This is a genomic window from Bradyrhizobium sp. Leo78, from assembly GCF_059512425.1.
The window spans coordinates 108,188-133,732 of record NZ_JCAMOT010000001.1 but is presented as its reverse complement, the minus strand read 5'-3'; the positions used below and the strand labels follow the sequence as shown (position 1 = coordinate 133,732).

Below are 25,545 nucleotides of genomic sequence, written 5' to 3'. Positions count from 1 at the left end.
GCAAAGCGTAGCGTGCCCACCATTTCATGCTGTGCTCTCGAAGGTGGGCACGCTGCGCTTTGTCCACCCGACAAATTCACATCAATGCGCTCTTGAGATCAAACGACGGATCGGCCGCCTGCTCCGGCGTGATCGAGCCGCCAGCGCCGAGCAATCTTCGGCCGAACATATGGTCGCCGGCACGGTTGACGGATTCGATGCCGACGAGATGGCCATCGCGATAACAAAATGCCGAGAACTGTCCCTGCTCGCGATCACCGCGCACCACGACGCGATCATAGCCGGTGGTCAGGCCTGCCATCTGCAATTTGTCGGGCCCCTGGTCGCTCCAGAACCACGGCAGCCCATCATAGGCTTTCGCATGGCCCGTGAGCCGCGCGGCGACGCAGCGGGCATGGTCGGTCGCGTTCTGCACCGACTCCAGCCGTAGCGAGCCGCCGAACCGCTCGCTCCTGTAGAGCGCGCAATCGCCGATGGCCGAGATATTCGGATCCGAGGTGAGCAGGTGCTCGTCGACGATGATGCCGGACGCCACCGGCAAGCCGGCTTCCGCCGCGATCTCGACATTCGGCAATACGCCGACGCCGACCACGACCAGATCGGTCGGGATATGCCGGCCGTCGCTGAGGCTGACGCCGGTCACCCTGGCGCCATCGGCCTCGATGCTCGTGACCTGAACGCCGAGATGGATGCGGATGCCGGCGGCCGTATGCCGCGACTGGAAGTAGCCGGAGATTTCCGCCGTCACCGCGCGCGCCATGACGCGTCCCGCCAGTTCGACCACATCGACCTCAAGCCCCTTCGCGCGCGCGGTTGCGGCGAACTCCAGTCCGATGAAGCCGGCGCCAATCACGACGACGCGCAGGCCGGGCTTGAGCAGATGTCGCAACGCTTCGCTCTCGTCCAGGGTACGCAGGTAGCGCACCGCTTCCAGATTGGCATTGGGGATATCGAGCAGCCGGTTGCGTGCACCGGTCGCAAGCACCAGGTGCCCGTAGTCGAGCGACGCGCCGGAATGGAGCATGATCTTTCGCGCAGCACGATCGATCGACACGGACCGATCGGTGATCAGTTCGATGCCCTGGTCGAGATAGAATTTTCCCGGACGGAACATCAGCGTCTCCGGCCCGCCGGTTCCCTTGAGGTAAGCCTTCGACAAAGGCGGACGCTGGTATGGCAGATGGCCTTCGTCATTGATGAGCGCGATGCGCTCGGCAAAGCCGTCCTGCCGCAGAGAAGCCGCTAGCTGGAAGCCGGCATGCCCCGCGCCGACGATGATCACCGATCTTGTCGTCATCGCAACAATCCAGTTACGAGCGCGCTGAAGCGACCCATGCCATTTCCTCACTTAGATGTTGGCTTGTTCGCGTCGTCCGTGCGGCGCTCGTGTCCGCGTCCCGAACGATGGCAGGCGCCATTTGGCCTCATGCTTTGCCGCGATGCAAGAGTGTTTTCCGGCGGCAAAACCAAATAAGGCGGCATTTTATGGAGAGTGGGATTGTCACCCCTCCGATCTGCGCCTTAAATGTCGGCCAACCATCCCGGAGGCCGCTCATGCCGACACCCGACACCACTGCCACCGATCCGGCACTGCTCACCATCGACGGCGCAATTGCGACGATCACGCTCAACCGGCCGGCGGCCTTCAACGCGATCGACCTGTCGATCGCAAAGAAGCTCGAGCAGTTTGGCGCTGAAGTTGAGCGCAACGACAACATCCGCGTGCTGGTGATCGAAGGTGCGGGCCGCGCTTTCTGCGCCGGCGGCGATCTGCAGACCATTGGTGCTGCGGTCGAAGCTGACAAGGTCAAGCCGGTGGTCGGCGAGTTGCTCAAGCACTATCACGCCTTCATCGCGACGCTGCGGCGGATGCCCAAACTCGTGCTGGCGAGCGTGCATGGTTCGGCGGCCGGCGCCGGGCTTTCGCTCGCCTTCGTTGCCGATCTCTGCATCGCGGCCGAAGACGCCCGCTTCACGCCGGCCTATGCCAAAATCGGCGTCTCGCCCGATGGCGGCGGCACGGTCGGACTTGCCGCAAGCGTTGGGCCTCGCCGTGCGCTGCAGATCTTCCTGGCCGAGGACGGTTTTTCGGCGGCGCAGGCTTACGATTGGGGCCTCGTCGCGAAGGTCGTTCCGGCAATCGAGCTGAAGGCAGCGACGCGCGAGTTTGCGCTGAGGCTCGCGCAGACCGCGCCGGCCGGACTTGCGGCGACAAAGGCCTTGATCCATCGCGCGCCGACGACGCCGATCCAGGCGCAGCTCGACGCCGAGCGCGATGCCATCATCGACTGCATGAACACGGATGAATTCCGCATCGCCGTGAAGAAATTCACCAGCAAGTCGAAATAAGTTGGAGTCCTACTCCTTCCCACCGACGCGCATGAAATCGAAATCGCAGCCTTCATCGGCCTGCAAGATGGTCTCGTTGAAGAGGTGCGCATAGCCGCGCTTCGCCCAATCGGGCGTAGCCCGCGGCGGCAGCGCGGCGCGGCGCTGCTGCAATTCGGCCTCGTCGACCAGGAGATCGATACGGCGCTTTGCGACATCGAGCTGGATCATGTCGCCGTTCTTCACGAGCGCCAGCGGACCGCCGACGGCCGATTCAGGCGTGATGTGCAGCACGATGGTGCCGAACGCCGTGCCGCTCATGCGCGCATCCGAAATCCGCACCATGTCCTTCACACCGGCACGTGCAAGCTTCCTGGGGATCGGCAGATACCCAGCCTCGGGCATGCCGGGCGCACCCTTGGGGCCGGCATTGCGCAGCACCAACACGTCGTCGGCGGTGACATCCAGTTCGGGATCATCGACGCGGAGCGTCATGTCTTCGACGGATTCGAACACGACGGCGCGCCCGGTATGCTGCAACAGCTTCGGGCTCGCGGCGGACTGCTTGATGACTGCGCCGCGCGGCGCCAGATTGCCGTGCAGGATCGCCATCGCGCCCTCGGTCTTGATCGGATTCTGGCGCGAGCGGATCGCATCCTGCCGTGGCACGTCCTCGGCGGCCGCAACGACCTCGCGCAGCGTCTGCCCGGTAATGGTCTTCGCATCGAGATCGATGAGATCGCCGAGCTGCGCCATCAGCTTCGGCACGCCGCCTGCATGATGGAAATGCTCCATGTAATGCTCGCCCGACGGCTTCAGGTCGACCAAAACAGGCACCTCGCGGCCGAGCTTATCGAAAGCTTCGAGGTCGACCTTGTGCGGCGAGCGATGTGCGATGGCAGTCAGGTGGATGAGACCGTTGGTCGAACCGCCGATCGCCTGCATCACGACCTGCGCGTTACGGAACGAGGCCGGCGTCAGGATTTCGCTCGGCTTCGGCCCTTTGGCCTTTGCCATCGCGGCGGCGGTCCTGCCGCTCGCTTCCGCGGAGCGGAAGCGCTCGGCGTGCGGCGCCGGGATCGTCGCACTCATCGGCAGCGACAGTCCGAGCGCCTCGGTGACGCAGGCCATGGTGGAGGCGGTGCCCATCACCATGCAGGTGCCGACCGAAGGCGCGAGCCGGCCGTTGACCGCCTCGATCTCGTTATCGTCGATCTCGCCGGCGCGGTATTTCCCCCACAACCGCCGGCAATCGGTGCAGGCCCCTAACACCTCGCCCTTGTGATGACCGACCACCATCGGTCCGACGGGGATGACGACCGTCGGCAGATCGGCGCTGACCGCGGCCATGATCTGCGCCGGCAGCGTCTTGTCGCAGCCGCCGATGACGACGACCGCGTCCATCGGCTGGGCGCGGATCATCTCCTCCGTGTCCATCGCCATCAGATTGCGCAGATACATCGAGGTCGGATGCGCAAAGCTTTCTGCGATCGAGATCGTCGGAAACACGAATGGCATCGCGCCTGACAGCATCACGCCGCGCTTCACCGCCTCGAGGATCTGCGGGACGTTGCCGTGGCAGGGATTGTAGTCGCTATAGGTATTGGTGATGCCGACAATCGGACGATCGAGCGCGTCGTCCGAATAGCCCATCGCCTTGATGAAGGCCTTGCGCAGGAACAGCGAGAACCCGGCGTCGCCATAGCTCGTCAGCCCCTTGCGCAGTCCTTCAGCCATTGTCTTCTTCCTCTTGTCTCGTTACGGGCACTAACGGCGTGCGGCGGTCATTGTCAACTTTGGATCCCTGAGTGCGTCACTTCCAATCGATGACCCGGCTCGTGTCACCGTCGAACTCCATGCCGCAGAACGCGCCGCCCTGGTAGAAGTCGCCGACCGGATCGGGCGGCAGCTTGGCCTGCTCGGCCATTGCGTGCTCGCGGAACTCCTCCGCGCGGCCGGTCGGGCGATAGCCGAGATCGTAGGCACGGTGATTGTCCCACCAGGCGCGTTCGTTGCGGGAGGCGCCGTAAAAGATCTCGAAATGGATGTCGCGATGCTCGAGCCCGATGCGGCAGAGCTGCACCAGATCCTCCGGCTTCAGCCAGATCGAGAGCCGGCGATGATCGAGCGGTTTGTCACCGAAATTGCCGATCCGCAGGCAGGTCACCTTCAAACCGTGCTTGTCGGCATAGAGCGCGCCGACCGCCTCGCCAAAGACCTTGCTGACGCCGTAACGGCTGTCGGGACGCGCAGTGACATCGGTGCCGATGCGATGATGGCGCGGATAGAAGCCGACCGCGTGGTTCGAGGAGGCGAAGATCACGCGCTTCACACCCTTCTTGCGGGCGGCCTCGAATAGATTGTAGCAGCCGATGATGTTGGACTGCAGGATGGAATCCCAGGGGCCCTCGATCGAATAGCCGCCGAAATGCAGGATGCCGTCGACGCCCTCGCAGATCGCCTCGACCTGCGCGAGGTCGGCGAGATCGGCAGGCTTGAATGTTTCGTTTGCGCCCAGATCGGCCGGCGTCTTGAGATCGCTGAGCACGAGGTCGGGATAGATCGGCGGCAGCAGCTTGCGCAGGCTGGTGCCGATACCGCCGGCCGCGCCGGTCATCAGGATGCGTGGCATTTCGTCCCCCGTTTCTTCGCTCGTTGTTTCCGCCGATTTGCGGTCGGTGTCTGACAATGATAGCAAAATGAGGCGCGAGGAAACATCACAACGAGAACAGCAAATGTCCGATACGCATCCCGCCGGCTGGCGTCCGGCGACGTTCTATCCCGATCCCGCGATCCATGCGCTCGATCCGCGCTTCGAGAAATACTGGCTCAAGCTCTCGGCGGTGGAACGGCTGACCACCGGCCTGCGCTGGGCCGAGGGCCCGGTCTGGTTCGGTGACGGGCGTTATCTCCTGTGCAGTGACATCCCCAACCAGCGCATCATCAAGTGGGAAGAGGAAACCGGCGCGGTCAGCATCTTCCGCAAGCCCTCCAACTTCGCCAATGGCAACACCCGCGACCGGCAGGGTCGGCTCGTCACCTGCGAGCACGGCGGCCGCCGCGTCGTGCGCACCGAGTATGACGGTTCGATCACGGTGTTGATGGACTCCTTTGGCGGCAAACGGCTGAACTCGCCCAATGACGTTGTCGTGAAGTCCGACGGATCGATCTGGTTCACCGATCCCATCTTCGGCCTGCTCGGCAACTATGAAGGCTACAAGGCCGAGCCCGAGATCGATGCCAACGTCTACCGGATCGACGGCGAGACCGGCGAAGCGACCATCGTCGCCGAGGGCGTCCTGGGGCCGAACGGGCTGTGCTTCTCGCCCGATGAAAAGATCCTCTACATCGTGGAATCCCGCGGCGTGCCGAACCGCAAGATTCTTGCCTATGACGTCGCGCCTGGTGGCGACAAGATTGCCAACAAGCGGGTCTTCGTCGATGCCGGCCCGGGGACGCCCGACGGGATGCGCTGCGACATCGACGGCAACCTCTGGTGCGGCTGGGGCATGGGCGATCCCGAGCTGGACGGCGTCGTCGTGTTCGCGCCCGACGGCGTCATGATCGGCCGGATCGCTTTGCCGGAACGATGCGCCAACCTCTGCTTCGGCGGCTTGAAGCGCAACCGCCTGTTCATGGCCGCCAGCCAGTCGATCTATGCGCTTTATGTGAACACGCAAGGCGCGCTCGGCGGGTAGAAACACGGCGCCGGGGCGAAGGCCCCGGCGCCCCAATGGTGTCGTGAAAGGGTTTACGCCGCGTTGAAGCCGGCGACGGCCTTCACCTCGAGATATTCTTCCAGGCCGAACCTGCCCCATTCGCGGCCGTTGCCGGACTGCTTGTAGCCGCCGAACGGCGCGGTGCGCTCGTTCGGCACGCCCTGCAGGTTGACGTTGCCGGCGCGGATCTGGCGACCGACCTTGCGCGCGCGCTCAACCGTGCCGGCGGAGACGTAGCCCGCGAGACCATAGGGCGTGTCATTGGCGATGCGCACGGCATCTTCCTCGTCCTTGGCGCCGATGATGGTCAGCACCGGCCCGAAGATTTCCTCGCGGGCGATCGTCATCTCGTTGGTGACGTCGGCGAAGATGGTCGGGCGGACGTAGAAGCCCTTGTTGACGCCTTCCGGCAAGCCCGGACCACCGGCGACGAGCGTTGCGCCTTCGTCGATGCCCTTCTTGATCAGCGCCTGGATCTTGTCCCACTGGCCGCGGTTGACGACCGGGCCGATGGTGGTGCCATCGGCGCGGGGATCGCCGGCCTTGGTCTTGTCGGCGACGCCCTTGGCGATCGCGGCCACTTCCTTCATCTTCGACAGCGGCACGATCATCCGCGACGGCGCGTTGCAGGACTGGCCGGAATTGTTGAACATGTGCATCACACCGCCCGTCACCGCCTTGGCGAGGTCGGCGTCGTCGAGGATGACGTTCGGCGACTTGCCGCCGAGTTCCTGGCTGACGCGCTTGACGGTCGGCGCGGCGCGCTTGGCGACATCGACGCCGGCCCGGGTCGAGCCGGTGAACGAGATCATGTCGATATCCGGGTGCTCGCTCATGGCGGCGCCGACTTCGGGGCCGAGGCCGTTGAGCAGGTTGAACACGCCCTTCGGCACGCCGGCTTCATCGAGGATCTCGGCGAAGATCAGCGCCGAGGTCGGCGTGAACTCGGACGGCTTCAGGATCATGGTGCAACCGGCCGCAAGCGCCGGCGCGACCTTGCAGGCGATCTGGTTCAAGGGCCAGTTCCAGGGCGTGATCATGCCGATGACGCCAACCGGCTCGCGCACGATCACGGCGGTGCCCATGGTCTCCTCGAACTCGTACTTCTTGAGGACTTCTAAAGTGTTCATGAGATGGCCGAGGCCAGCGCCGGCCTGCAGCTTCTCCGCCATCGGCAGCGGGGCGCCCATCTCGTCGGAGACGGCGGCGCCGATCTCCTTCATGCGGCGCTTGTAGATCTCGACGATCTTGGTCAAAAGCGCGACGCGCTCCTCGCGGCTGGTCTGCGAATAGGTCTCGAAGGCACGCTTGGCGGCAGCCACAGCCTTGTCGACGTCGGCCTTGGAGCCGAGCGCCACTTCATACATCGCCTCTTCGGTCGCCGGATTGATGACGGGGGTGGACTTCTTGACGACGGGATCGACCCAGGCGCCATCGATATAGAATTGCAGGCGGTTGACCATCGGAAACCTCTTGTGCGGGGCGTATGGAGAACAGAACGGAAGCGTTCGGCAGGCATCCTTGCACGAAAGCTTGATCAGTTGAACCCGCCATATGCGGTGGCGCCGCGATGCGGCGGACACCGGATATAAGATCAGCCTTGCGATGGTGGCAAGACGGCTCGCTGTCGCTCCTTCCCCTCTCCGTCCTCCTGCCTTACACCGCCATTTTGCGGTGCCGCACCGGGGCCCCGATGGTTACCGCTTCGGCGGCGTCGATGATGGCGTTGGCGTCGATGCCGTGGTGGCGATAGAGGTCGCCGATCGTGCCGGTTTGGCCGAAATGCTCCACCCCCAATGCCTCGACGCGATGGCCGCGCACGCTGCCTAGCCAGCCGAGCGAAGCAGGATGGCCATCGAGCACGGTGACGAGACCGCAGTCGCGGTGCAGGACCGAGAGCAGCTTTTCGACATGGCTGAGATGCTGCACGCCGCGCCGGTCACGGCGCAAATTCCGTGCCGCGGTCCATCCGGCATGAAGCCGGTCGGCGGAGGTGATGGCGAGCAGGCCGACATCGCGATGGCTCTCGCCGATGAAACCAACCGCCTCGATCGCCTCCGGCGCAACCGTGCCGGTATAGGCAACCACGATATCACAGTTCGGCCCCGGCCGCCGCAGCCAATAGGCGCCGTCGGTGATGTCGCGCTGCAGTTCGCCCGTCATGATCCGCTGCGGCTGCTCGATGGTGCGGGTCGACAGCCGCAAGTAAACCGAGCCGCCCTCGGCGCCCTCACGCTGCATGTGCTGGAAGCCCCATCCCATCATCACCGCGAGTTCGTCGACGAACGCAGGCTCGAACGCGGTGAGCCCATCCTGGCCGATGCCGATCAGCGGCGTCTTGATCGACTGATGCGCGCCGCCTTCGGGCGCCAGCGTCACGCCCGATGGCGTGGCCGCCACCATGAAGCGCGCATCCTGGTAGCAGGCATAGTTCAGCGCATCGAGGCCGCGCTCGATGAAGGGATCGTAGAGCGTGCCGACCGGCAGCAGCCGCTCGCCGTTAATCTGGTGTGACAACCCGAGCGCCGAGAGCAGGATGAACAGGTTCATCTCGGCGATCCCGAGCTCGAAATGCTGTCCCTTCGGCGAATATTCCCAGGTGTAGGCGGAGGGAATCTTCTCCTGCCGGAACAGATCGTGGTTCTCCGCCTTTGCGAACAGGCCGCGGCGGTTGACCCAGGCGCCGAGATTGGTCGACACCGTGACATCGGGCGACACCGTGACGATGCGCGAGGCGAGCGCACTATCGCCACGGGCGATCTCGTTCAGCACCAGGCCAAAGCCCTGCTGCGTCGACATCTGCGCCGACGGCTTGTAGGCAAGCTGCGGCGGCACCTCAATCTGAGGCGCCTCCAGCCGGCGCCGTCCCTCGCGGTTGAATGGCGCCTCGCCCAGGAACGCTTCGAGCGCGGCCGGATCCTGCGACAGGCCTTCGAACTTCTCCCACTCATGGCCCGGCCGGATGTTCTGGCTCGCGCGCCATTTCTCCATCTGCGCGACCGTCATCAAGCCGGCATGGTTGTCCTTGTGGCCCTGGAACGGCAGGCCGACGCCCTTGATGGTGTAGGCGATGAAGCAGACCGGACGATCGTGATCGATCGCCTCGAACGCCTCGATCATGCTCGCCATGTCATGGCCGCCGAGATTGGACATCAGCGCCAGCAGCTCCTCGTCGCTGCGGCGGTCGATCAGGGCCGAGACCGGTCCCTGGTCGCCGATGTCGTCCTGCAGATGCTTGCGGAAGGCAGCGCCGCCCTGGAAGCAGAGCGCGGCATACATCTGGTTCGGGCAATTGTCGATCCAGCGCTTCAACGCCTCCCCGCCCGGCTCGGCGAAAGCCTCAAGCATCAGCTTGCCGTATTTGACGATGACCACGTCCCAGCCGAAATTGCGGAACATGGTTTCGAACTTGGCCCACAATCCTTCGCGCACGACGGCATCGAGCGACTGCCTGTTATAGTCGACCACCCACCAGGTGTTGCGCAACCCGTGCTTCCACCCTTCGAGCAGCGCCTCGAAGATGTTGCCCTCGTCCATCTCGGCGTCGCCGACCAGCGCGATCATGCGGCCTTCAGGACGGTCCTGCATCCAGCCGTGCGATTTGACGTAGTCCTGCACCAGCGAGGCGAACAGCGTCTGCGCCACGCCGAGCCCGACCGAGCCGGTGGAGAAATCGACGTCGTCGACGTCCTTGGTGCGCGATGGATAGGACTGCGCGCCCTTGTAGCCGCGAAAATTCTCCAGCTTCTCGCGGGTCTGATGCCCGAACAGATACTGGATCGCATGGAACACAGGGCTCGCATGCGGCTTCACCGCGACGCGGTCCTGTGGGCGCAGCACCGAGAAATAGAGCGCCGACATGATGTTGGCGAGCGAGGCTGATGATGCCTGGTGGCCGCCGACCTTCAGCCCATCCGCATTGGCGCGGATGTGGTTGGCGTGATGGATCGTCCATGACGACAGCCAGAGCACCTTCCGCGCCAGCGCGGACAACAGTTCCAGGCGAGCGGGCGCAATTCCCATGATCGTGCTCCGGGCGTGATTCAAATATGCGCCGATTTTAGCGGGGGAGCCATCGGCAAAAATCTCAAATCCTTGCGACAAACCGTCCGTGATTGGGATAAATTCCCACGTCCTGGTTCCAAACTGCGAGTCCATTCCAATGCCAGCGCTAGACGCCATCGACCGCAAGATCCTCAGCCTGCTGCAGACCGACAGCCGCATGACCATGCAAGAGCTCGCCGACAAGGTCGGGCTGTCGGTCTCGCCGTGTCACCGCCGCGTGAAGCTCCTGAAGGAGCGCGGCGTGATCACGCGCTATATCGCCACCGTCGACCAGAAGGCGCTCGGGCTGCATGTCAGCGTCTTCATCTCGATCAAGCTGGCGCGGCAGAAGGAGGAAGACCTCAACCGCTTCGCGCGCGCGATCTCGAAATGGGACGAGGTTCTGGAATGCTATCTGATGACGGGCAACCGTGACTATCTCCTGCGCGTCGTCGCCGCCGACCTCTCCTCCTATGAAGCGTTCCTGAAGAACAAGCTGACGCGGCTCGACGGTATCGCCTCGATCGAGTCGAGCTTTGCATTGAGCCAGGTGAAGTATTCGATCGCGCTGCCGGTGTGAGGCGGTGCTACGATCCCGTAGGATGGGTGGAGCGCAGCGAAACCCATCATTCACGCGGCGCGCTCCATCGCGATGGGTTTCGCTTCGCTCTCCCATCCCACGAGTCCAGCGTGCGCCGTCAGACCCTCATTCTGAGGAGCGGCCGTTTGACCGCGTCTCGAAGGATGGGAAAATCGCGCGAAGGATATGACGCCGTCATGGCCGGGCTTGTCCCGGGCATCCACGTTCTTCCACACGCCCAAGAGAAACGTGGATGGCCGGGTCAAGCCCGGCCATGACGGTGAGGAGGTAGTGTCGCGCCTTTCGTCATTCCGGGGCATTGCGAAGCGATGAGCCCGGAATCCATTTCTCCGCTTGCGTCTGTTGCGCGATGGATTCCGGGTTCGTGCTTCGCACGCCCCGGAATGACGGCGGAATTTGAGGCTCGAGAAGCGGTGGGGTTACGCTTCGCTAACCCACCCTACGAACCACGGACTGCGAGGCTCTTCATCAGGGCCGATATCCCAAACGTCCAGGGTTCGCATTCGTCGCTTGAGCGCATGCGGTTGACGAGCTTGCCGAGCTCGGGGGCCGCGATCGTGACGATGTCGTCGCGCTTGTGGGTAAAGCCCTGGCCCGGCGTATCGCGGTCCTTTACGGGCGCGAACATGGTGCCGAGGAACAGCGCAAAGCCGTCGGGATATTGATGGACCGGTCCGATGGTCTGCGCCACGAGGTCGGTCGGATCGCGGCTGATCTTGCTGATCGACGAGTGGCCATCGAGGACGAAACCATCCGCTCCGTTCACGGTCAGGCCGACATCCATGTTGCGGACATGGCCGAGCGAAAAGCTGGCATCGAACAGGCGGAGCAGCGGGCCGACCGCGCAGGAGGCATTGTTGTCCTTGGCCTTGGACAATAGCAGCGCCGAGCGGCCCTCAAAGTCGCGCAGGTTGACGTCGTTGCCGAGCGTGGCGCCGACGATGTTGCCGCGGCTCGAGACGATAAGCACAACCTCCGGCTCCGGATTGTTCCAGGTCGATTTCGGATGCAGGCCGGCATCCATGCCGGTGCCGACCGAGGACAACACCGGCGCCTTGGTGAACACCTCCGCATCGGGGCCGATGCCGACTTCCAGATACTGGCTCCAGGCCTGCTGCTCGATCAGCACCTGCTTCAGCCGCATCGCCTCCTCCGATCCGGGCTTGAGCTTGGAGAGATCGTCGCCGACCAGCCGCACCACCTCCTTGCGGATGGCCTCGGCGGAAGCGGGATTGCCGCGCGCCCGCTCCTCGATCACGCGCTCCAGCATCGAAATGGCGAAGGTGACGCCCGCGGCCTTCAACACTTGCAGATCGAGCGGCGCGAGCAGCCACGGCTTTTGCCGATCGCGGCGGTCCGGCGGCGTGTTGGCCACGATGCTGTCGAGGTCGCCGACAGGCTCGCCCTTGACGGCGCGCAGCGCAGCGGCCGGATCGCTCTCCTCGCACAATGCGCTGACAGTCGGAAAGCGCGCGGTCACATCGAACACACCGTCGCTGCGCACGGCGACCACGGCCGGTCCGTCGCGCCGCGGCAACCAGACGCGCCCGACCAGCGTGCCGTTGGTGCCGTCCTCCGGCAGGATGTCTTTGGCAGTCAGCGTGATCATCGGGCTATCTCCCATCCCTTTTCGTTGTTAGCGGCGCTTCTTAGCACGCCTGCGACGCCAGTGTAGAGATGCTCGTCATCCCGATGTCACAGAAGCAGCGTCAATTCCGGCACTCCACATCCCGACTGTGAGCAGCCGAGAGATAGCACTCCATGACCACATCCACTCCGATCGACGAAGCCGCCCTGCGCGAGCGCATCAACCAGGAAATCGCCGACAATCTTGACGAGGAACTCGAGCTCGAACTCGACGATACGCGGCTGGACGATCTCGACGACGTCGCGCGGGCCGGCCTGCCTGTGCTCGATCGCAAGCTCTATTTCCGGGAATTGCTACGGCTGCAGGGCGAGCTCGTGAAGCTGCAGGACTGGGTGCAGCACGAGAAGAAGAAGGTCGTGATCCTATTCGAAGGACGTGACTCCGCCGGCAAGGGCGGCGTGATCAAGCGCATCACCCAGCGCCTCAACCCGCGCATCTGCCGCGTCGCGGCGCTGCCGGCGCCGAGCGAGCGGGAGCGGACCCAATGGTACTTCCAGCGCTATGTCGCGCATCTTCCGGCCGGCGGCGAGATCGTGCTGTTCGACCGGAGCTGGTACAACCGCGCCGGCGTGGAGCGCGTGATGGGCTTCTGCACCGACGAGCAATACCAGGAATTCTTCAAGTCGGTGCCGGAGTTCGAGCGCATGCTGATCCGCTCCGGCACCATCCTGATCAAATACTGGTTCTCGATCACCGATGACGAGCAGCAATTCCGCTTCACGATGCGGATCCAGGATCCGCTAAAGCAGTGGAAGCTGAGCCCGATGGACGTCGAGGCACGGTCGCGGTGGGAGCAGTACACCAAGGCCAAGGAGACGATGCTGGAGCACACCCACCTGCCCGACTCGCCCTGGTGGATCGTCGATGCCGTCGACAAGAAGCGCGCCCGGCTGAACTGCATCTCGCATCTGCTCAGCCAGATTCCGTATCAATCGGTGCAGCACATCCCGGTCGTGCTGCCGCCACGCGTCCGCAATCCTGACTATCATCGCGGTCCGGTCCCGCCGGAGATGTACGTCCCGGCGGCGTTCTGACGGAAGGCGTCGTAGGGTGGGCAAAGCGCAGCGTGCCCACCTTTCTTGCACCGATCGTGGATGGTGGGCACGCTGCGCTTTGCCCACCCTACGACTCTTCTCCCTCTCCCCGTTCTTACGGGGAGAGGGTTGGGGTGAGGGTGCCTCCGCGCAGACGGTAAGAGACCAATCCGCGGAGACAGCCCCTCACCCGGACCGCATCTGTCGATGCGATCCGGCCTCTCCCCGCAAGCGGGGCGAGGCAAGTAGACGGCTACCAGGAAAAGCGCACGACGCCCTTGCCGGCATAGGATTGGCTGATGCCGGAGAATTCGCCTTCGAAGGTGCCGGCCGCGGACCAGCCGTTCAGCCACTTCATCTCCAGCGACGCCGTGGTGAGCGCGGAATCGGGCGCCTGCGCCGCGCCGTTGACGACGAAGGCTGCGCCCGGCAGCGTTTGGAACACGGCGCTCGCGGCGCGGTCCGGATTGAAGTCATGCGCCCACGCGGCGCGGCCGCGCAGCGTCACTATTCCGTCCTCGACGGCGAACGACTTGTCCGCGCGCAGGCCGAGCTCGGTACGCGTGTCGGTGACGCTCTTGGCGCTGTAGTTCAGTGCAAAGGCGTTGGCGCCGGAGACCACGGCCTCGGCGTAGTTCGGCAGCTCGAAGGTCGTCACCTGCGCCGCGGCGTAGGGCGTGAGGCCCAGCCACGGCGTGGCGTAGCGATAGCCGCCCTCGAGCCGGCCGGAATAGGTGTTGGCGTTGAACTCCGCGCGGAGATGGTCGACACCTGCGACGGTGACGAAGCGGTCCGTGGTGACATCCTGCCAGCCATAGGCGAATGCGGCGGAGAGATAGGCCGGGCCTGTGGTAGTGCGCGCGAATGCGCCGGCCTGGAACAGGTCGGAGCGGCCCCAGCCGAGGCCGTTGACGCTGAAATTGGTGCCGCCACCGGCAAGCGCAAAACCTGCGAGCAGCGACGGCGAGACGCGATAGTCGAAACCGACGGCAGTGCCATAGACGCTGCTGCTGGCGTTGTTCGAGCCGAGCACGGCGTTGCCGTCCGTGGTCTGCGAACCGCCAAAGCCTGCGGCCCACACGCGCCAGCGCGGATCGAAGCCCGGCGGCGCGGCAGGCGCTTTGCGATAGACGGCAGCATAGGCATCGCGTTCGCGCTTGCTGCGCGCCGTGCGGGTCGAGGCGTAGGCGTTGGCGCCGTCCACATCGGCAAAGGGCGTTGCGCCCGCGCCGTCACCGGAGCCGCCGTCGCGGCCGGCGATGAACGGATCGGTCAGCAATCCCAGGAACAGGTTCATCGCGTTGAAGGTCGCCTGCTGCGATCCCGTCGCCACCTCGCCGGAGGCTTGCGTCAAGCCGGCCGGCGTCAGCGACGCGAACGGCAAGGGAATGCTGCCATTGGCATTGAAGAAGTTGGTCAGCGCGCCAGCGACGTTGTGCTGATTGATGTTGAGATTGGATTTGGCGCCGAAGTCGAGGCCGAACGTCAGGTAGGCATTGGTCGCGTCATAGCTTAGCGCGGCCGTGAGTGCGCCGGGCAGACCGGACACGCTGAGGCCACTGAATGTCGTCCCGCCAAGGCCGCCATCCGCGGTCAGGATCGTATACGGCCGCTTCGAGATCGAGCTGCCGGGCGAAAGGCTGGCGCCGACGGCGCCGGCGAGCGTTGCCGTGCCGGTCACGTGGGTGAAGGAGGACGTGGTGGAGCTGAGCTGCACCAGATAGAGCGCGCCGGACTGCAGCACGAGATTGCCGGCGACCGTGGTGGAAGCGCCCGGCACCGCATTGCCCGGCATGAATGCGCCGCCGCTTGCGATCGTGGTGTTGCCGACCGTGCCGATGCCCAAGAGCACGCCGCCGGCGCTGACCGCCACGCTGCCGCTGATGACGCCGTCGACCGCGAGCGTGCCGCCCAGCACGTTCCAGTCCTGGGCACCGGTGCCAGTCACGGTCCATTTCGAGCTGTCGACCTTGTTGAAGGTCGAGAAGCCATCGTACTGATTGCCCGCACCGATCAGGCTAAGGTCGAAGGTGCCCGCGCCGGCGCCGCCGAGCTGGAAAGTATCCGCGCCGGTGCCAAGCACCAAGCCGTGGATAACGCTGCCCGGGCCGAGCGTCAGCACATTGGATCCGCAGCCGCAGAATTCGATCGCGGCGCTCCCGCTTGCCGCGTTGATGGTTCCCGAATTGAAGACGCTGCCGTCGGCCAGGATGCCGGTGCCACCGTTGCCGACATTGATGGTGCCGGTATTAATGACGTGACTGGCGGAGCCCGAGACATCGATACCCCTGGAGCTGTTACCGACAGTGATCATGCCTGCGTTCGTGAGGATCAACGAATCGCCGAATGCGGTGATGCCTTCGGCAAAGTCGCCAGCGATGATCTGGCCTTCGTTGATGATCCTGTTCGACGAACCGAGCAACGCGATGCCGGCACCTCCCCTGGTCACGCTCACGGTGCCGCTGTTGGTGACCAGTGCGCGATCTCCCACACCGTAGATGCCGGCGGCGCCGTCCGCGCCGGTGATCGATCCGCTGTTCGTGACCCTCGCGTCATCGCCTTGCACGGCAAGGCCGATGCCTGCTTGGCGCAGCGTGATGGAGCCGGCGTTGCTGATCACGGCATTGTTGCCCTGCACGGACATGCCGGCAGCACCGTCGCCGACTGCAATGCTCGCGCCTGTGGCGTTGATGAGCGTGTTGTTGTCGTTTATCGCGCTAATGGCTCCGAAGGGCGAGAGCGAAACACCCATTGTGATGGCGCCGGCATTCGTTACCGTGCTGTTGCCCGCGACGAAGATGGCGGCGCCCTCGTCACCGATCGTGATGGAGCCTGTCGCGGCGTTTATGATCGTGTTGTTCTGGCCCGCGAAGATGCCGGTGCCCCATGTTCCCGCAGAGAGCGCACCGCTGTTGGTGACGACGTTGCCGTCGCCGACCGAGATCGCGATTCCGTTCGAAGCAGCGGAAATGATCCCGTTGTTGGTGACCGTGTTCGAGTTGCCGGCGCTCAGGCCATTCCGCAAGGGATCCCGATTCAGCGTGCCGTTATTGATGACGGTGTTGAAATCGTTGAGACTGATCGCCGTCGTGCCGTTGTCGTTGAGGATTGCCCCCGACTGCACGGAGACGGTGAGATTGTTGACGCCGGCGCCGGCCTTGAACCCATCCGGGACAAACCCGCTGCAGGTGACGGTCTGGCCGCTGGTCGCCGGATCGGGCACGCATTGTGCATTCGCGGCCACGGTAGGAAAACCGAGGCCCGCAAGGATAGCTGCCACAGCGACGACGCGCGCGCCGAGGCCAGCCGGCAACCGATACCACACGCCAAAAGCCCCCTCATTCCCCCGCGCCTCACGGCGCTTCCCTGGAACTCAGGTAGCATGCGGTTTGCCGACCGGTGGCAAGAATCCGGCCGAATGCCGCTGATCGCTCAGTTTTCGCGGCGCCACTGTGGCGCGGTCGCAACGATTGCGCGGCGATACGTCTCACTCCGCGCACGCAGTCAGGCGTTCGGCGAAGGCTCGCCGGGCACGGTCAGGAGCTGCGAGCGACGGATTCGCTCGCGGTGGGCGGTGTAGAGGCCGGACGCGACGATGAAGGCGGCGCCGATCACGGTCCAGATGCTCGGCACCTCGCCGAAGATGAAGAAGCCGAGCAGGCTGACCCACAGCAATTGCGTGTAGGAGAACGGCGCCAGCACCGAGGCATCGGCATAGCGGAAAGCCAGCACCACGATCCACTGGCCCGCGGTCGAGGCCACGCCGACCAGGATGCCGAGAAGAATGTCGTGCCAGCTCGGCGTCACCCAGGCGAACGGCACCATGACGCTCATGATCGCGAAGCCCACGATGGCGGAATAGGTCATGGTGGTGATGGCGGCATCGCGGCCGCTGATCATGCGCGTCATGATCAAGGTCGAAGCCCAGCAGAAAGCCGACAGCAGCGGGAAGAAGGCGGCGACGTGGAACGCGCTGGTGCCGGGCCGCAGGATGATGAGGACGCCGATGAGGCCGAGCGCGGTCGCGATCCAGCGCCGCAGGCCGACCTTCTCGCCCAGGAAAACGATAGACAGCGCCGTGACGTACAGTGGCGCCACGAAGCCGGTGGCGGAGGCTTCCGCGATCGGGAGGAAGGCCAAGCCGGAGATGAAGAACAGCGACGAGCCGAGCAGCGTCGCGCCGCGGAGGAACTGCAAGCCGACCCGGCCGGTTCGCAGCGCAAAGAGCGGCGAGCCCGGCAGCATCGCAGGCGACATGATCAGCGCGAACACCAAGAAGCGCATCCAGGTGATCTCGATCGATGGCAGCGTCGCCGACAGATATTTCGAGGTGACGTCGGACGTGCCGAGAAAAATCGTCGACAGCAGAATCAGCGCGATGCCCTTGAACGGCCGATCGGCGCGCGCGGGGGCTTTGCGGGAGACGGATTTCTTCGCAGGCGAACATTTCTTTGCAGGCAATGGCAAAGGTGCGCTGTCCAGCCTGGCGGCTGCGGCGGGGGGCGGTGTCACGGCAATCTCGGAGGCACAAATAAGCGAATCTGCGAGCCTCTAAAAAACGCCAAATGGCGGCGCGCGACAAGGTCTGAAAACAGGACTCCGATATGCGCGAATGTGCGCGGCCGCACGCCACGAAGGTTGCAATTCTTTGTTAAGAATCGTGTTCGCTATCGCTAGAGCATCGGCAAACTTCGCGGCTTGGGACCGCGCGGAAAAGCCTTGTTCAAAGCTTCGATCTCGCTGGCGCTGAGCACGAGATCGCCGGCCGCCGCATTCTCAGCGGCGTGCTCCGCGCTCGACGTTTTCGGGATTGAGAACACGGAAGCCGCGCGGGTGAGAAAAGCCAGCGCGACCTGGCGTGGCGTGGCGTTGCGCGCCTTCGCGACCTCCTGCAGCACCTCCCCGCCCTTGCTCCGTGGCGAAGGAAAATCATTGTGGCCGAACGGCGAGTAGGCGACCACGGCGACGCCATGCTTCTCGCACCACGGGATCACAGCATGCTCGATCGCGCGCTCCTGCAAATGATAGAGCACCTGGTTGCAGGCGATCCTGCCCTTACCCGAAACTTCCAGCATCTCGCCGAGATCATCGGCGTCGAAATTGCTGACGCCCCAGGACCGTATTTTCCCGGAGGCGACCAGTTCCTCGAACGCCGCGACGGTGTCCTCCAGCGGATAGGATCCGCGCCAGTGCAACAGATAGCAGTCGAGGTGGTCGGTCTTCAGCCGCTTCAGCGAGCGCTCGCAGGCAGTGATGGTGCCGCGGCGCGAGGCGTTGCTGGGCAGGACTTTCGAGACCAGGAACAATTCGTCGCGCCGGCCTTGAATCGCATCCGCGATCACGAGCTCGGCATCGCCGTACATCTCCGCAGTGTCGATATGGGTCATGCCGAGCTCGATGCCACGGCGCAGCGCCGCCACCGCCGCCTTGCGGTCGCCGCGGTCGAGATACCAGGTGCCCTGCCCGATCACGGAGACATTGGGGCCATGGTGGCCGAATTTTTTGGTGCGCATGATCGCCTCGCTCATCGGGGACGACCAACCCTAGACGATTGGTGAGGCGATGTCGCGGCAATACGCCCTGTCGTTCCTGCGAAAGCGGGACCCATAACCACAGGAAGATGTTGTGGCGCGAGTAAGCAGCTACAGCCACGCATCTCATCAAGTCCTGTGGTCATGGGTCCCGGGTCAAGCCCGGGACCACAGCGGAGTTTGTGGCGCGCGCATGCATGTCGCCGTCAGACGTTGAGGTTCATCCAGACCGCCTTTGGCTCGGTGAAATTGTCGATCGCGGCCGTGCCGTGCTCGCGGCCGAGGCCTGAATCGCGCTCGCCGCCCCAGGGCAACCGCACATCGGTGTAGCCATAGGTGTTGATCCACACCGTGCCGGCCCGCGCGCGCTTGGCAAAGCGCTGCACGCGGCCGATGTCGCTGCTCCAGACACCGGCGGCGAGGCTGTAGGCGGTGCCGTTGGCGATCCGAAGCGCATCGGCCTCGTCCTTGAACTTGATCACGCTGACGACGGGCCCAAAGATCTCCTCCTGCGAGATCCGCATCTCGTGCTTCACATTGGCGAACACAGCCGGGCTGATGAAATAGCCGCGATCGCCGACGCGGTCGCCACCGGTCACAAGCAACGCGCCTTCCTGCTTGCCGATGTCGACGTAATCGAGAATGGTCTTCATCTGCTTGTCCGAAATCACCGGTCCGAGCGCCGTGGCGCGGTCCTGGGGATCGCCGATGCGGAGCGCGCTTGCGCGTGCGGCCAAGCGTTCGACCACCTCGTCATAGACGCTCTCCTGCACCAGCACACGCGAGCCGGCCGAGCAGACCTGCCCGGCGTTGAAGAAGATGCCGGCGGCCGCAGCCTTCGCCGCGGCATCGAGGTTCGCGTCCTCGAAGATGACGTTGGCCGACTTGCCACCGAGCTCCAGCGACACGCGTTTGAAATTGCCGGCTGCGCCGCGCATGATACCGCGACCCACACCGGGCGAGCCGGTGAACGTGACCTTGTCGACGTCAGGGTGATTGACCAGCGCCTCGCCGGCAATGCGGCCGGGGCCGGTGACGATATTGAGCACGCCGCGCGGCAGGCCGGCTTCAAGTGCGAGCTCGCCGATCCGGAGCGCTGACAGCGAGGTCAGCTCGGCCGGCTTCATGACGATGGTGCAGCCGCAAGCCAGTGCCGGCGCGAGCTTCCACATGCCGATCATCAGCGGAAAATTCCAGGGCACGATCGCGGCGACCACGCCGACCGGCTCGCGGACCGTGTAGGTGAGCGCATCGTCGCGGGTGCTCACCACATCGCCGCCGATCTTGTCGGCCCAGCCGGCGTAATACGTCAGCGTGTCGATTGCCGCCGGAAAGTCCTGCCGCAGCACCGCCGCGATCGGCTTGCCGGCATCGAGGCTTTCGAGCTCGACGATCTCGTCGGCATGCTGCTTCAAGAGCTCTGCCCATTTCAGAAGGATGTGCCCACGTTCGGCGGCGCGCATGGTGCGCCATGGTCCCTCAAAAGCGCGGCGCGCGGCAGCGACAGCGCGATCGACGTCCGCCGCTCCGCCTTCCGCAATCGTCGCGATCACTTCCTCGGTCGCGGGGCTGAGGGACTTGAATGTGCGTCCGGAGATGGCCGGGACGCGGGCGCCATCGATCAGCAGCAACTCTTCCGGGGCGGCGGAACGGCCGAGGGCCTCCCGCGCATAGTCATATGCAATTGACATCATATTTCCTCTTGGTTGGTATACCAAACCTAGGAGCATATGCCCTGCAGTAAATATGATATGTTCTGCCTATGGCTCGCGAAAATATGAAGTTTGTTTCATAATGAGAAGCTACGACGATGCTGCACATCGAGATTGAAACCATCTGGCGATTTCACCGCGAAGGCAGCCCGCAGACGGCTGTGGTGATCCTCGGCATCCTCAACGAGATCCGCAAAACCGGGAAAATCTCCAGCGCGGCCACTGACGCGCACCTGTCCTATCGCCACGTCTGGAACCTGATCGACCAATGGTCGGAGTTCTTCGGCGTGCCGCTGGTGGAGACCCAGCGCGGTAAGGGCTCGAAGCTGACGTCGTTCGGCGAGAAACTGGTCTGGGCCGGCGAGCGCATGCAGGCTCGCCTTGGCCCGCAACTCGAAAACCTCGCGCAGGAGCTGGTCACGGAGATCAAGCCGTTCCTGCACCAGCGTCCCTCGGTGATCCGCGTTCATGCGAGCCACGGTTTTGCGGTGTCAAAGCTGCGTGAATTCCTCGACCGCGAGCCCGGCATGGGCGTCGACCTCCGCTATGTCAGCAACCAGAACTCGCTGGTGTCGCTGGCGCAGGGCGCCTGCGACCTTTCCGGCGTGCACCTGCCACGCAGCGAATTGCGCGCGCAGGGCATCAAGGCGTGCCGCGACTGGCTCGATCCGCGCGAGGACCGCGTGATCAGTTTCGTCACGCGCGAAATGGGCCTGATGGTCAAGCGCGGCAATCCGCTCAAGATCAGCTCACTGAAGGATCTGGTCGATCGCAAGGCGCGCTTCGTCAACCGCGATCACGATTCGGGCACAAGGCAGCTTTTCGACCAGCTGCTGGCACTGCACCGGATTGCCGAGAGCAGGATCAATGGCGCACAGCAGATGGAATTCACCCATGCCGCCGTTGCCGCCTATGTCGCCAGCGGCATGGCGGATGCGAGCTTCGGCGTCGAAGCGGCCGCCCGCCAATTCGGGCTCGATTTCATCCGGCTACTGACGGAAGATTATTTCTTCGTCTGCAAGAAGGCGTTCCTCGAGTCAGAGCCGATGCGGCGCCTGCTCGAGATCATGAAGAGCGGCGCTTTCCACAAGGCCATCGACGCCCTTCCCGGCTACGTTGCCTCCGAAACCGGCAAGGTCAGTGGCGTGAAGGATTTCCTGGAACGCATGCACTCTGATCGCTGAGGCCGCGCCGGCCGTTCGCTGGCCGAAATTGCACTGCTCGAGCACCGGCTGCAGCAGGACCTGCCGACGCTCGGGATCTACCTCGGTGCCCAGCTCATGGCACGCGCGCTCGGCAGCCGCGTATTCGCCGGCCATGCCAAGGAGATCGGCTGGGGAACCATCGACCTCACGGGCGAAGGCGCCTCGTCCTGCCTGCGCCGCCTCGGGAAAGGGCCGACCGTGCTGCACTGGCACGGCGACACTTTCGATCTTCCGCAGCAAGCTGTGAGGCTCGCTTCAAACGCCAATTACGAGAACCAGGCCTCCGCCTATCGGCAGAACGCGCTTGCGCTCCAGCTCCATCTCGAGGCCGACCGGCGTCAGCTGGAAGAGTGGTATGTCGGCCACGCGGCCGAATTGTCGGCGTTAAAAACGGGGTGGCGGTTTGAGGCGGTCCATGATTCAAGCTTCTGATGTGGACAGCATGAATCGGACCCAGACGGCCGCCGGTGTTGGGGGCACCTCAAGCGTCCGTTGTTGGACTCGGCGACACCTTGGAACGACACCTTGGAGATTGGACACATGGCGCTCAAGCGGATGGACAACGTAGGAATCGTCGTCGAAGACCTCGGAGGGACGATTGATTTCTTTCGCGAACTCGGCCTCGAGCTCGAAGGGCGTGCCACGATCGAAGGAGAATGGGCCGGACGTGTCACCGGATTGGGCGATCAGCGTGTCGAGATTGCCATGATGCGCACACCGGACGGCCACAGCCGGCTCGAGCTCTCCCGCTTCCTCACGCCGCCTGTCGTCGCAGATCACCGGAACGCCCCGGTCAATGCCCTAGGCTACCTCCGCGTCATGTTCGCCGTGGACGACATCGACGAGACGCTTGAAAGGCTCCGCACGCGCGGCGCGCAGCTCGTAGGCGACGTAGTCCAGTATAAAGACGCGTATCGGCTCTGCTACATCCGTGGGCCTGAAGGGCTTCTGATCGGACTCGCCCAAGAACTCGGCTGAGCGCAATACGAAGACAAACGGCGAAGAGTGACCAATTTCGGCGAGCGCGCCCGAGGCCGCCCCGCCTGTTCGAGATCAATCCCTCCAACCGACGGCCTCTGCCGTCGTTACACCGCGGCCCCGATACTCGCTGACTGCTTGCTGCCAATATGATAGGCTGATGCCCCTAATCGAGGAGAATGGATGCCATGGTACGTGGCCCCTGTTGCGGGGGCGGGATGAAATAGGCGGCTAGGCCGCACGATGGGAGGAAACTATGACCATCGAAAGCATTCTGAGGCGGAAGGGCACCGAGGTTACGACAATAGCTCCGGACGCCAGCATCAAGAGGGCGGCAGACTGGCTCCGCGCAAAGAATATTGGCGCTCTCGTGGTGACAAGTGAGGACTCTGTTCTCGGCCTGATTTCCGAACGTGAAATCGTTCATGCATTTTCTCGCTATGGCCAGACAGCCGGGTCGATGCTGGTCAAAGAAATCATGCAATGCGGTGTGACCACCGTGTCTCCAGACGAGAGTGTCAATCGCGTGATGAAACTGATGACGCACCATCGCGTGCGCCACATGCCGGTACTGCGCGCTGGCAAGCTGGCCGGCATCATCAGCATCGGCGATGTCGTCAAAGATCGACTCGAGGATCTGGAGCTTGAGACGAAAATTCTGCGTGACGTCTACCACGCAGCGCGCTGACGGCCCGGGCGGCGGCTCATAGGTGCGCTGTCAATCGTCCGGCGCGCTTTCATATGGGCATCGCCGGGCTCGCGCCAGGCCAATGGAGCCGGCACCTGGCACAGTTCGGAACGAAGGCTCGCTTCCGCCCGTGACTCATTGGACACGTTCGCGGTCCACATGGAAAGGGTCGAAGTTGAGCGATCTTGGGACCGCGTGTACTGATTGGTAAAAGTCGAGGGTGCAATGGCGAGGCTTATCGCGCTGGCTGGCTTGCCCGGGGTCGGCAAGTCAAGCATTGCGCAGTATCTGGCGCGGCGCTGCGGAGCCATTTGGCTACGAATCGATTCAATGGATCAGGCGATCTGGGCATCGGGTACAGCGCCGAGCGATCTCTTTGACTGAAGCTACCGAGCAGCCCAAGCAATCGCCGCCGACAATTTAGCTCTCGGCTTGGACGTAATCGCGGACTGTGTAAACGATTGTCAGGAGGCACGGGACGGTTGGGAGACGGCAGCGCAACGTACCGGAGCCGAAGTTAAATGGCTCGAAGTCGTGTGTAGCGATTCCTTCGAGCACCGTCGGAGAATTGAAACAAGATCAAGCGACATTGTGGGACTGGCGTTGCCCGACTGGGATGCGGTCACCATCCGCTCCTACGACAAGTGGAATCGGGATCGTCTTGTTATCGACACAGCACATCGCAATTTGGAGATGTGCGTGGAAGAGGCTCTCGAACTCCTACGTGGATGACAACCGCTATTCGCCCCGAAGCGGAAAAGCTCAAAGCTCGACGAGGCCGATGGCCGGACGCAGCTGACAGCACAGGAACAGCGATTTCAAGCAGACGCCGAGAGCCTAAAGCTTGCCTAGGTGATATTCCCCCGCGTCGACAAAGCTGCGGAAAGCATCGCATCCAATAAAAACGTTGTGGCTGTGAACGGGCTCACAATGCAACCAGCGCGATCATGTTTTGATCTAAGCGCATCAACCATTGATAGAATGGGATGCGACGGTCGCCGGAGGGCTTCCCCAGGAAAGGGGTAAGACATGAACAGCAAACCTCCCACTCCGAAGCGGGGTGCTTTCCCTACGCCGAAAGAGGTGCGCGACAAAGCACCAAAGTACAACCCTGACGCATCCGACACAGCCGACGATCAGGAAGGCAAGGAGACAGACTCTTCGCCGGACCAGCAGCGGCACGAGGATGCTCAGCGTGGACCGAAGAACGAAGCAATGGAGCCTAAGCGGAAATAATCGAAGTTCATTTCAGCAAACGGAGACTACCATGGCAATTCAGCTTGGAGGAAGCGGACAAGGTAGATATCCCAAACGCGGAGCGACTCCCACGCCGAGGAGCGTTTTGGCAGCCGCCACTCCACATAGTGTCGTTGGCCTTGCAGCGGCACCTCCCCATTTCATCACGATCCCTCATAGGCTGTCCTCTTGGGGCAATTTCGATCACGGCGATTGCGTCACTGCCGAAGAAGCGTTCGCGAAGGCGTGTCACAATCCGGAAATCTTCATTTCGGACAACGAAGTGATACGATGGGCGACGAAACATGGGGTGCTGGAGGGGGCCTATCTGCATCAGGTGATGCTTTGGATGCAGGAAAACGGCTTCCATCAGAACCGGCACATCTATGATGACGGCCAGATCTATTCGGTCGACTGGACGAATCCCTCCACGTTAAACAGCGCAATTGCGACAGGTCCGGTCAAGATTGGCGTTGCCGCAACCCAAATCCAGACCGCATGGAACTCAACGAACGGCAAGACCGGATGGTTTGCCCTTGGATTCAACAAGGACACCAACGAGGACCATTGCGTCAGCCTTTGCGGATACGGCTCGCTCAACTGGCTCGCACAGCAGCTTCAGGTCACCGTGCCGGCCGGTGTCGACGGTACAAAGCTCGGCTATGCGATGTTCACATGGGACTCGATCGGTATCATCGATCAGCCTTCCATGATCGCCGTTACCGAAGAGGCATGGCTCAGAACCCCGACGACGATCGTCAAGCCCGCAAAGACGCCCGCGCAGGAAAGCGTCACGGCGTAGCACGCTTCAGTGGAATGAC

The 25,545-nt window shown here is 63.5% G+C and carries 19 protein-coding genes; 9 read left to right on the top strand and 10 right to left on the bottom strand.

The window, feature by feature from the left end:
- Positions 1 to 76: 76 nt before the first annotated feature.
- Positions 77 to 1,297, bottom strand: coding sequence for an NAD(P)/FAD-dependent oxidoreductase (locus AC5ZG1_RS00580; RefSeq protein ID WP_496131699.1), 1,221 nt, complete (start codon positions 1,295 to 1,297; stop codon positions 77 to 79).
- Positions 1,298 to 1,554: 257 nt separating this feature from the next.
- On the opposite strand from AC5ZG1_RS00580, the gene AC5ZG1_RS00575 reads away from it, so the two are divergent.
- Positions 1,555 to 2,349, top strand: coding sequence for an enoyl-CoA hydratase/isomerase family protein (locus tag AC5ZG1_RS00575; RefSeq protein ID WP_456641081.1), 795 nt, complete (start codon positions 1,555 to 1,557; stop codon positions 2,347 to 2,349).
- Positions 2,350 to 2,358: 9 nt separating this feature from the next.
- On the opposite strand, the gene AC5ZG1_RS00570 is transcribed toward AC5ZG1_RS00575, so the two are convergent.
- Positions 2,359 to 4,065, bottom strand: a complete 1,707-nt coding sequence (locus tag AC5ZG1_RS00570) for an IlvD/Edd family dehydratase (RefSeq protein WP_456641082.1) — start codon at positions 4,063 to 4,065, stop codon at positions 2,359 to 2,361.
- Between the two features lie 76 nt (positions 4,066 to 4,141).
- A complete protein-coding gene (locus tag AC5ZG1_RS00565) occupies positions 4,142 to 4,960 on the bottom strand; it encodes an NAD-dependent epimerase/dehydratase family protein (RefSeq protein WP_456641083.1) in 819 nt (272 codons plus the stop codon).
- 103 nt (positions 4,961 to 5,063) lie between these two features.
- Between AC5ZG1_RS00565 and AC5ZG1_RS00560 the strand changes: the two genes are divergently transcribed.
- Complete coding sequence (locus tag AC5ZG1_RS00560; protein WP_496131698.1) at positions 5,064 to 6,026, top strand: SMP-30/gluconolactonase/LRE family protein; 963 nt, start codon at positions 5,064 to 5,066, stop codon at positions 6,024 to 6,026.
- A gap of 53 nt (positions 6,027 to 6,079) precedes the next feature.
- On the opposite strand, the gene AC5ZG1_RS00555 is transcribed toward AC5ZG1_RS00560, so the two are convergent.
- Together AC5ZG1_RS00555 and AC5ZG1_RS00550 are read right to left on the bottom strand one after the other, a co-directional pair.
- Positions 6,080 to 7,510, bottom strand: coding sequence for an aldehyde dehydrogenase family protein (locus tag AC5ZG1_RS00555; protein WP_474418888.1), 1,431 nt, complete (start codon positions 7,508 to 7,510; stop codon positions 6,080 to 6,082).
- Between the two features lie 193 nt (positions 7,511 to 7,703).
- Positions 7,704 to 10,070: a thiamine pyrophosphate-binding protein gene (locus AC5ZG1_RS00550; protein WP_474418889.1), complete on the bottom strand. Its 2,367-nt coding sequence runs from the start codon at positions 10,068 to 10,070 to the stop codon at positions 7,704 to 7,706.
- A gap of 139 nt (positions 10,071 to 10,209) precedes the next feature.
- Here AC5ZG1_RS00550 and AC5ZG1_RS00545 point away from each other — a divergent pair, with 139 nt between their 5' ends.
- Positions 10,210 to 10,671 (top strand): Lrp/AsnC family transcriptional regulator, encoded by a 462-nt coding sequence (locus tag AC5ZG1_RS00545; protein WP_496131697.1) that lies wholly within the window; start codon positions 10,210 to 10,212, stop codon positions 10,669 to 10,671.
- Positions 10,672 to 11,131: 460 nt separating this feature from the next.
- Here the strand turns inward: AC5ZG1_RS00545 and AC5ZG1_RS00540 are convergent, their stop codons facing one another.
- A complete protein-coding gene (locus AC5ZG1_RS00540) occupies positions 11,132 to 12,301 on the bottom strand; it encodes a fumarylacetoacetate hydrolase family protein (RefSeq protein ID WP_496131696.1) in 1,170 nt (389 codons plus the stop codon).
- A gap of 152 nt (positions 12,302 to 12,453) precedes the next feature.
- On the opposite strand from AC5ZG1_RS00540, the gene ppk2 reads away from it, so the two are divergent.
- Positions 12,454 to 13,374: a polyphosphate kinase 2 gene (gene ppk2 / locus AC5ZG1_RS00535; RefSeq protein ID WP_130228856.1), complete on the top strand. Its 921-nt coding sequence runs from the start codon at positions 12,454 to 12,456 to the stop codon at positions 13,372 to 13,374.
- 253 nt (positions 13,375 to 13,627) lie between these two features.
- On the opposite strand, the gene AC5ZG1_RS00530 is transcribed toward ppk2, so the two are convergent.
- From AC5ZG1_RS00530 to AC5ZG1_RS00515, 4 genes are all read right to left on the bottom strand, one after another.
- Positions 13,628 to 16,699 carry an autotransporter outer membrane beta-barrel domain-containing protein gene (locus AC5ZG1_RS00530; protein WP_496131695.1) on the bottom strand — a complete coding sequence of 1,024 codons (3,072 nt, stop codon included), beginning with the start codon at positions 16,697 to 16,699 and terminating at the stop codon, positions 13,628 to 13,630.
- 179 nt (positions 16,700 to 16,878) lie between these two features.
- On the bottom strand, positions 16,879 to 17,835 hold the full coding sequence (locus tag AC5ZG1_RS00525) for a DMT family transporter (RefSeq protein WP_496131881.1): 957 nt from the start codon (positions 17,833 to 17,835) through the stop codon (positions 16,879 to 16,881).
- A 212-nt stretch (positions 17,836 to 18,047) separates the two neighbouring features.
- Complete coding sequence (locus AC5ZG1_RS00520) at positions 18,048 to 18,887, bottom strand: aldo/keto reductase (protein WP_496131694.1); 840 nt, start codon at positions 18,885 to 18,887, stop codon at positions 18,048 to 18,050.
- 224 nt (positions 18,888 to 19,111) lie between these two features.
- Positions 19,112 to 20,596, bottom strand: coding sequence for an aldehyde dehydrogenase family protein (locus tag AC5ZG1_RS00515; RefSeq protein ID WP_496131693.1), 1,485 nt, complete (start codon positions 20,594 to 20,596; stop codon positions 19,112 to 19,114).
- A gap of 119 nt (positions 20,597 to 20,715) precedes the next feature.
- Here AC5ZG1_RS00515 and AC5ZG1_RS00510 point away from each other — a divergent pair, with 119 nt between their 5' ends.
- The 5 genes from AC5ZG1_RS00510 (at position 20,716) to AC5ZG1_RS00490 (ending at position 25,526) form a co-directional block, all read left to right on the top strand.
- Positions 20,716 to 21,801, top strand: a complete 1,086-nt coding sequence (locus AC5ZG1_RS00510; protein WP_496131692.1) for a substrate-binding domain-containing protein — start codon at positions 20,716 to 20,718, stop codon at positions 21,799 to 21,801.
- 18 nt (positions 21,802 to 21,819) lie between these two features.
- Positions 21,820 to 22,254: a glutamine amidotransferase-related protein gene (locus AC5ZG1_RS00505; protein WP_130228861.1), complete on the top strand. Its 435-nt coding sequence runs from the start codon at positions 21,820 to 21,822 to the stop codon at positions 22,252 to 22,254.
- A gap of 108 nt (positions 22,255 to 22,362) precedes the next feature.
- Entirely contained in the window at positions 22,363 to 22,800 is a 438-nt protein-coding gene (locus AC5ZG1_RS00500; protein WP_456641088.1) for a VOC family protein, read from the top strand.
- Positions 22,801 to 23,056: 256 nt separating this feature from the next.
- On the top strand, positions 23,057 to 23,488 hold the full coding sequence (locus AC5ZG1_RS00495; RefSeq protein WP_208819746.1) for a CBS domain-containing protein: 432 nt from the start codon (positions 23,057 to 23,059) through the stop codon (positions 23,486 to 23,488).
- A gap of 1,195 nt (positions 23,489 to 24,683) precedes the next feature.
- On the top strand, positions 24,684 to 25,526 hold the full coding sequence (locus AC5ZG1_RS00490; protein WP_456641090.1) for a hypothetical protein: 843 nt from the start codon (positions 24,684 to 24,686) through the stop codon (positions 25,524 to 25,526).
- The last annotated feature ends 19 nt before the right edge of the window (positions 25,527 to 25,545 follow it).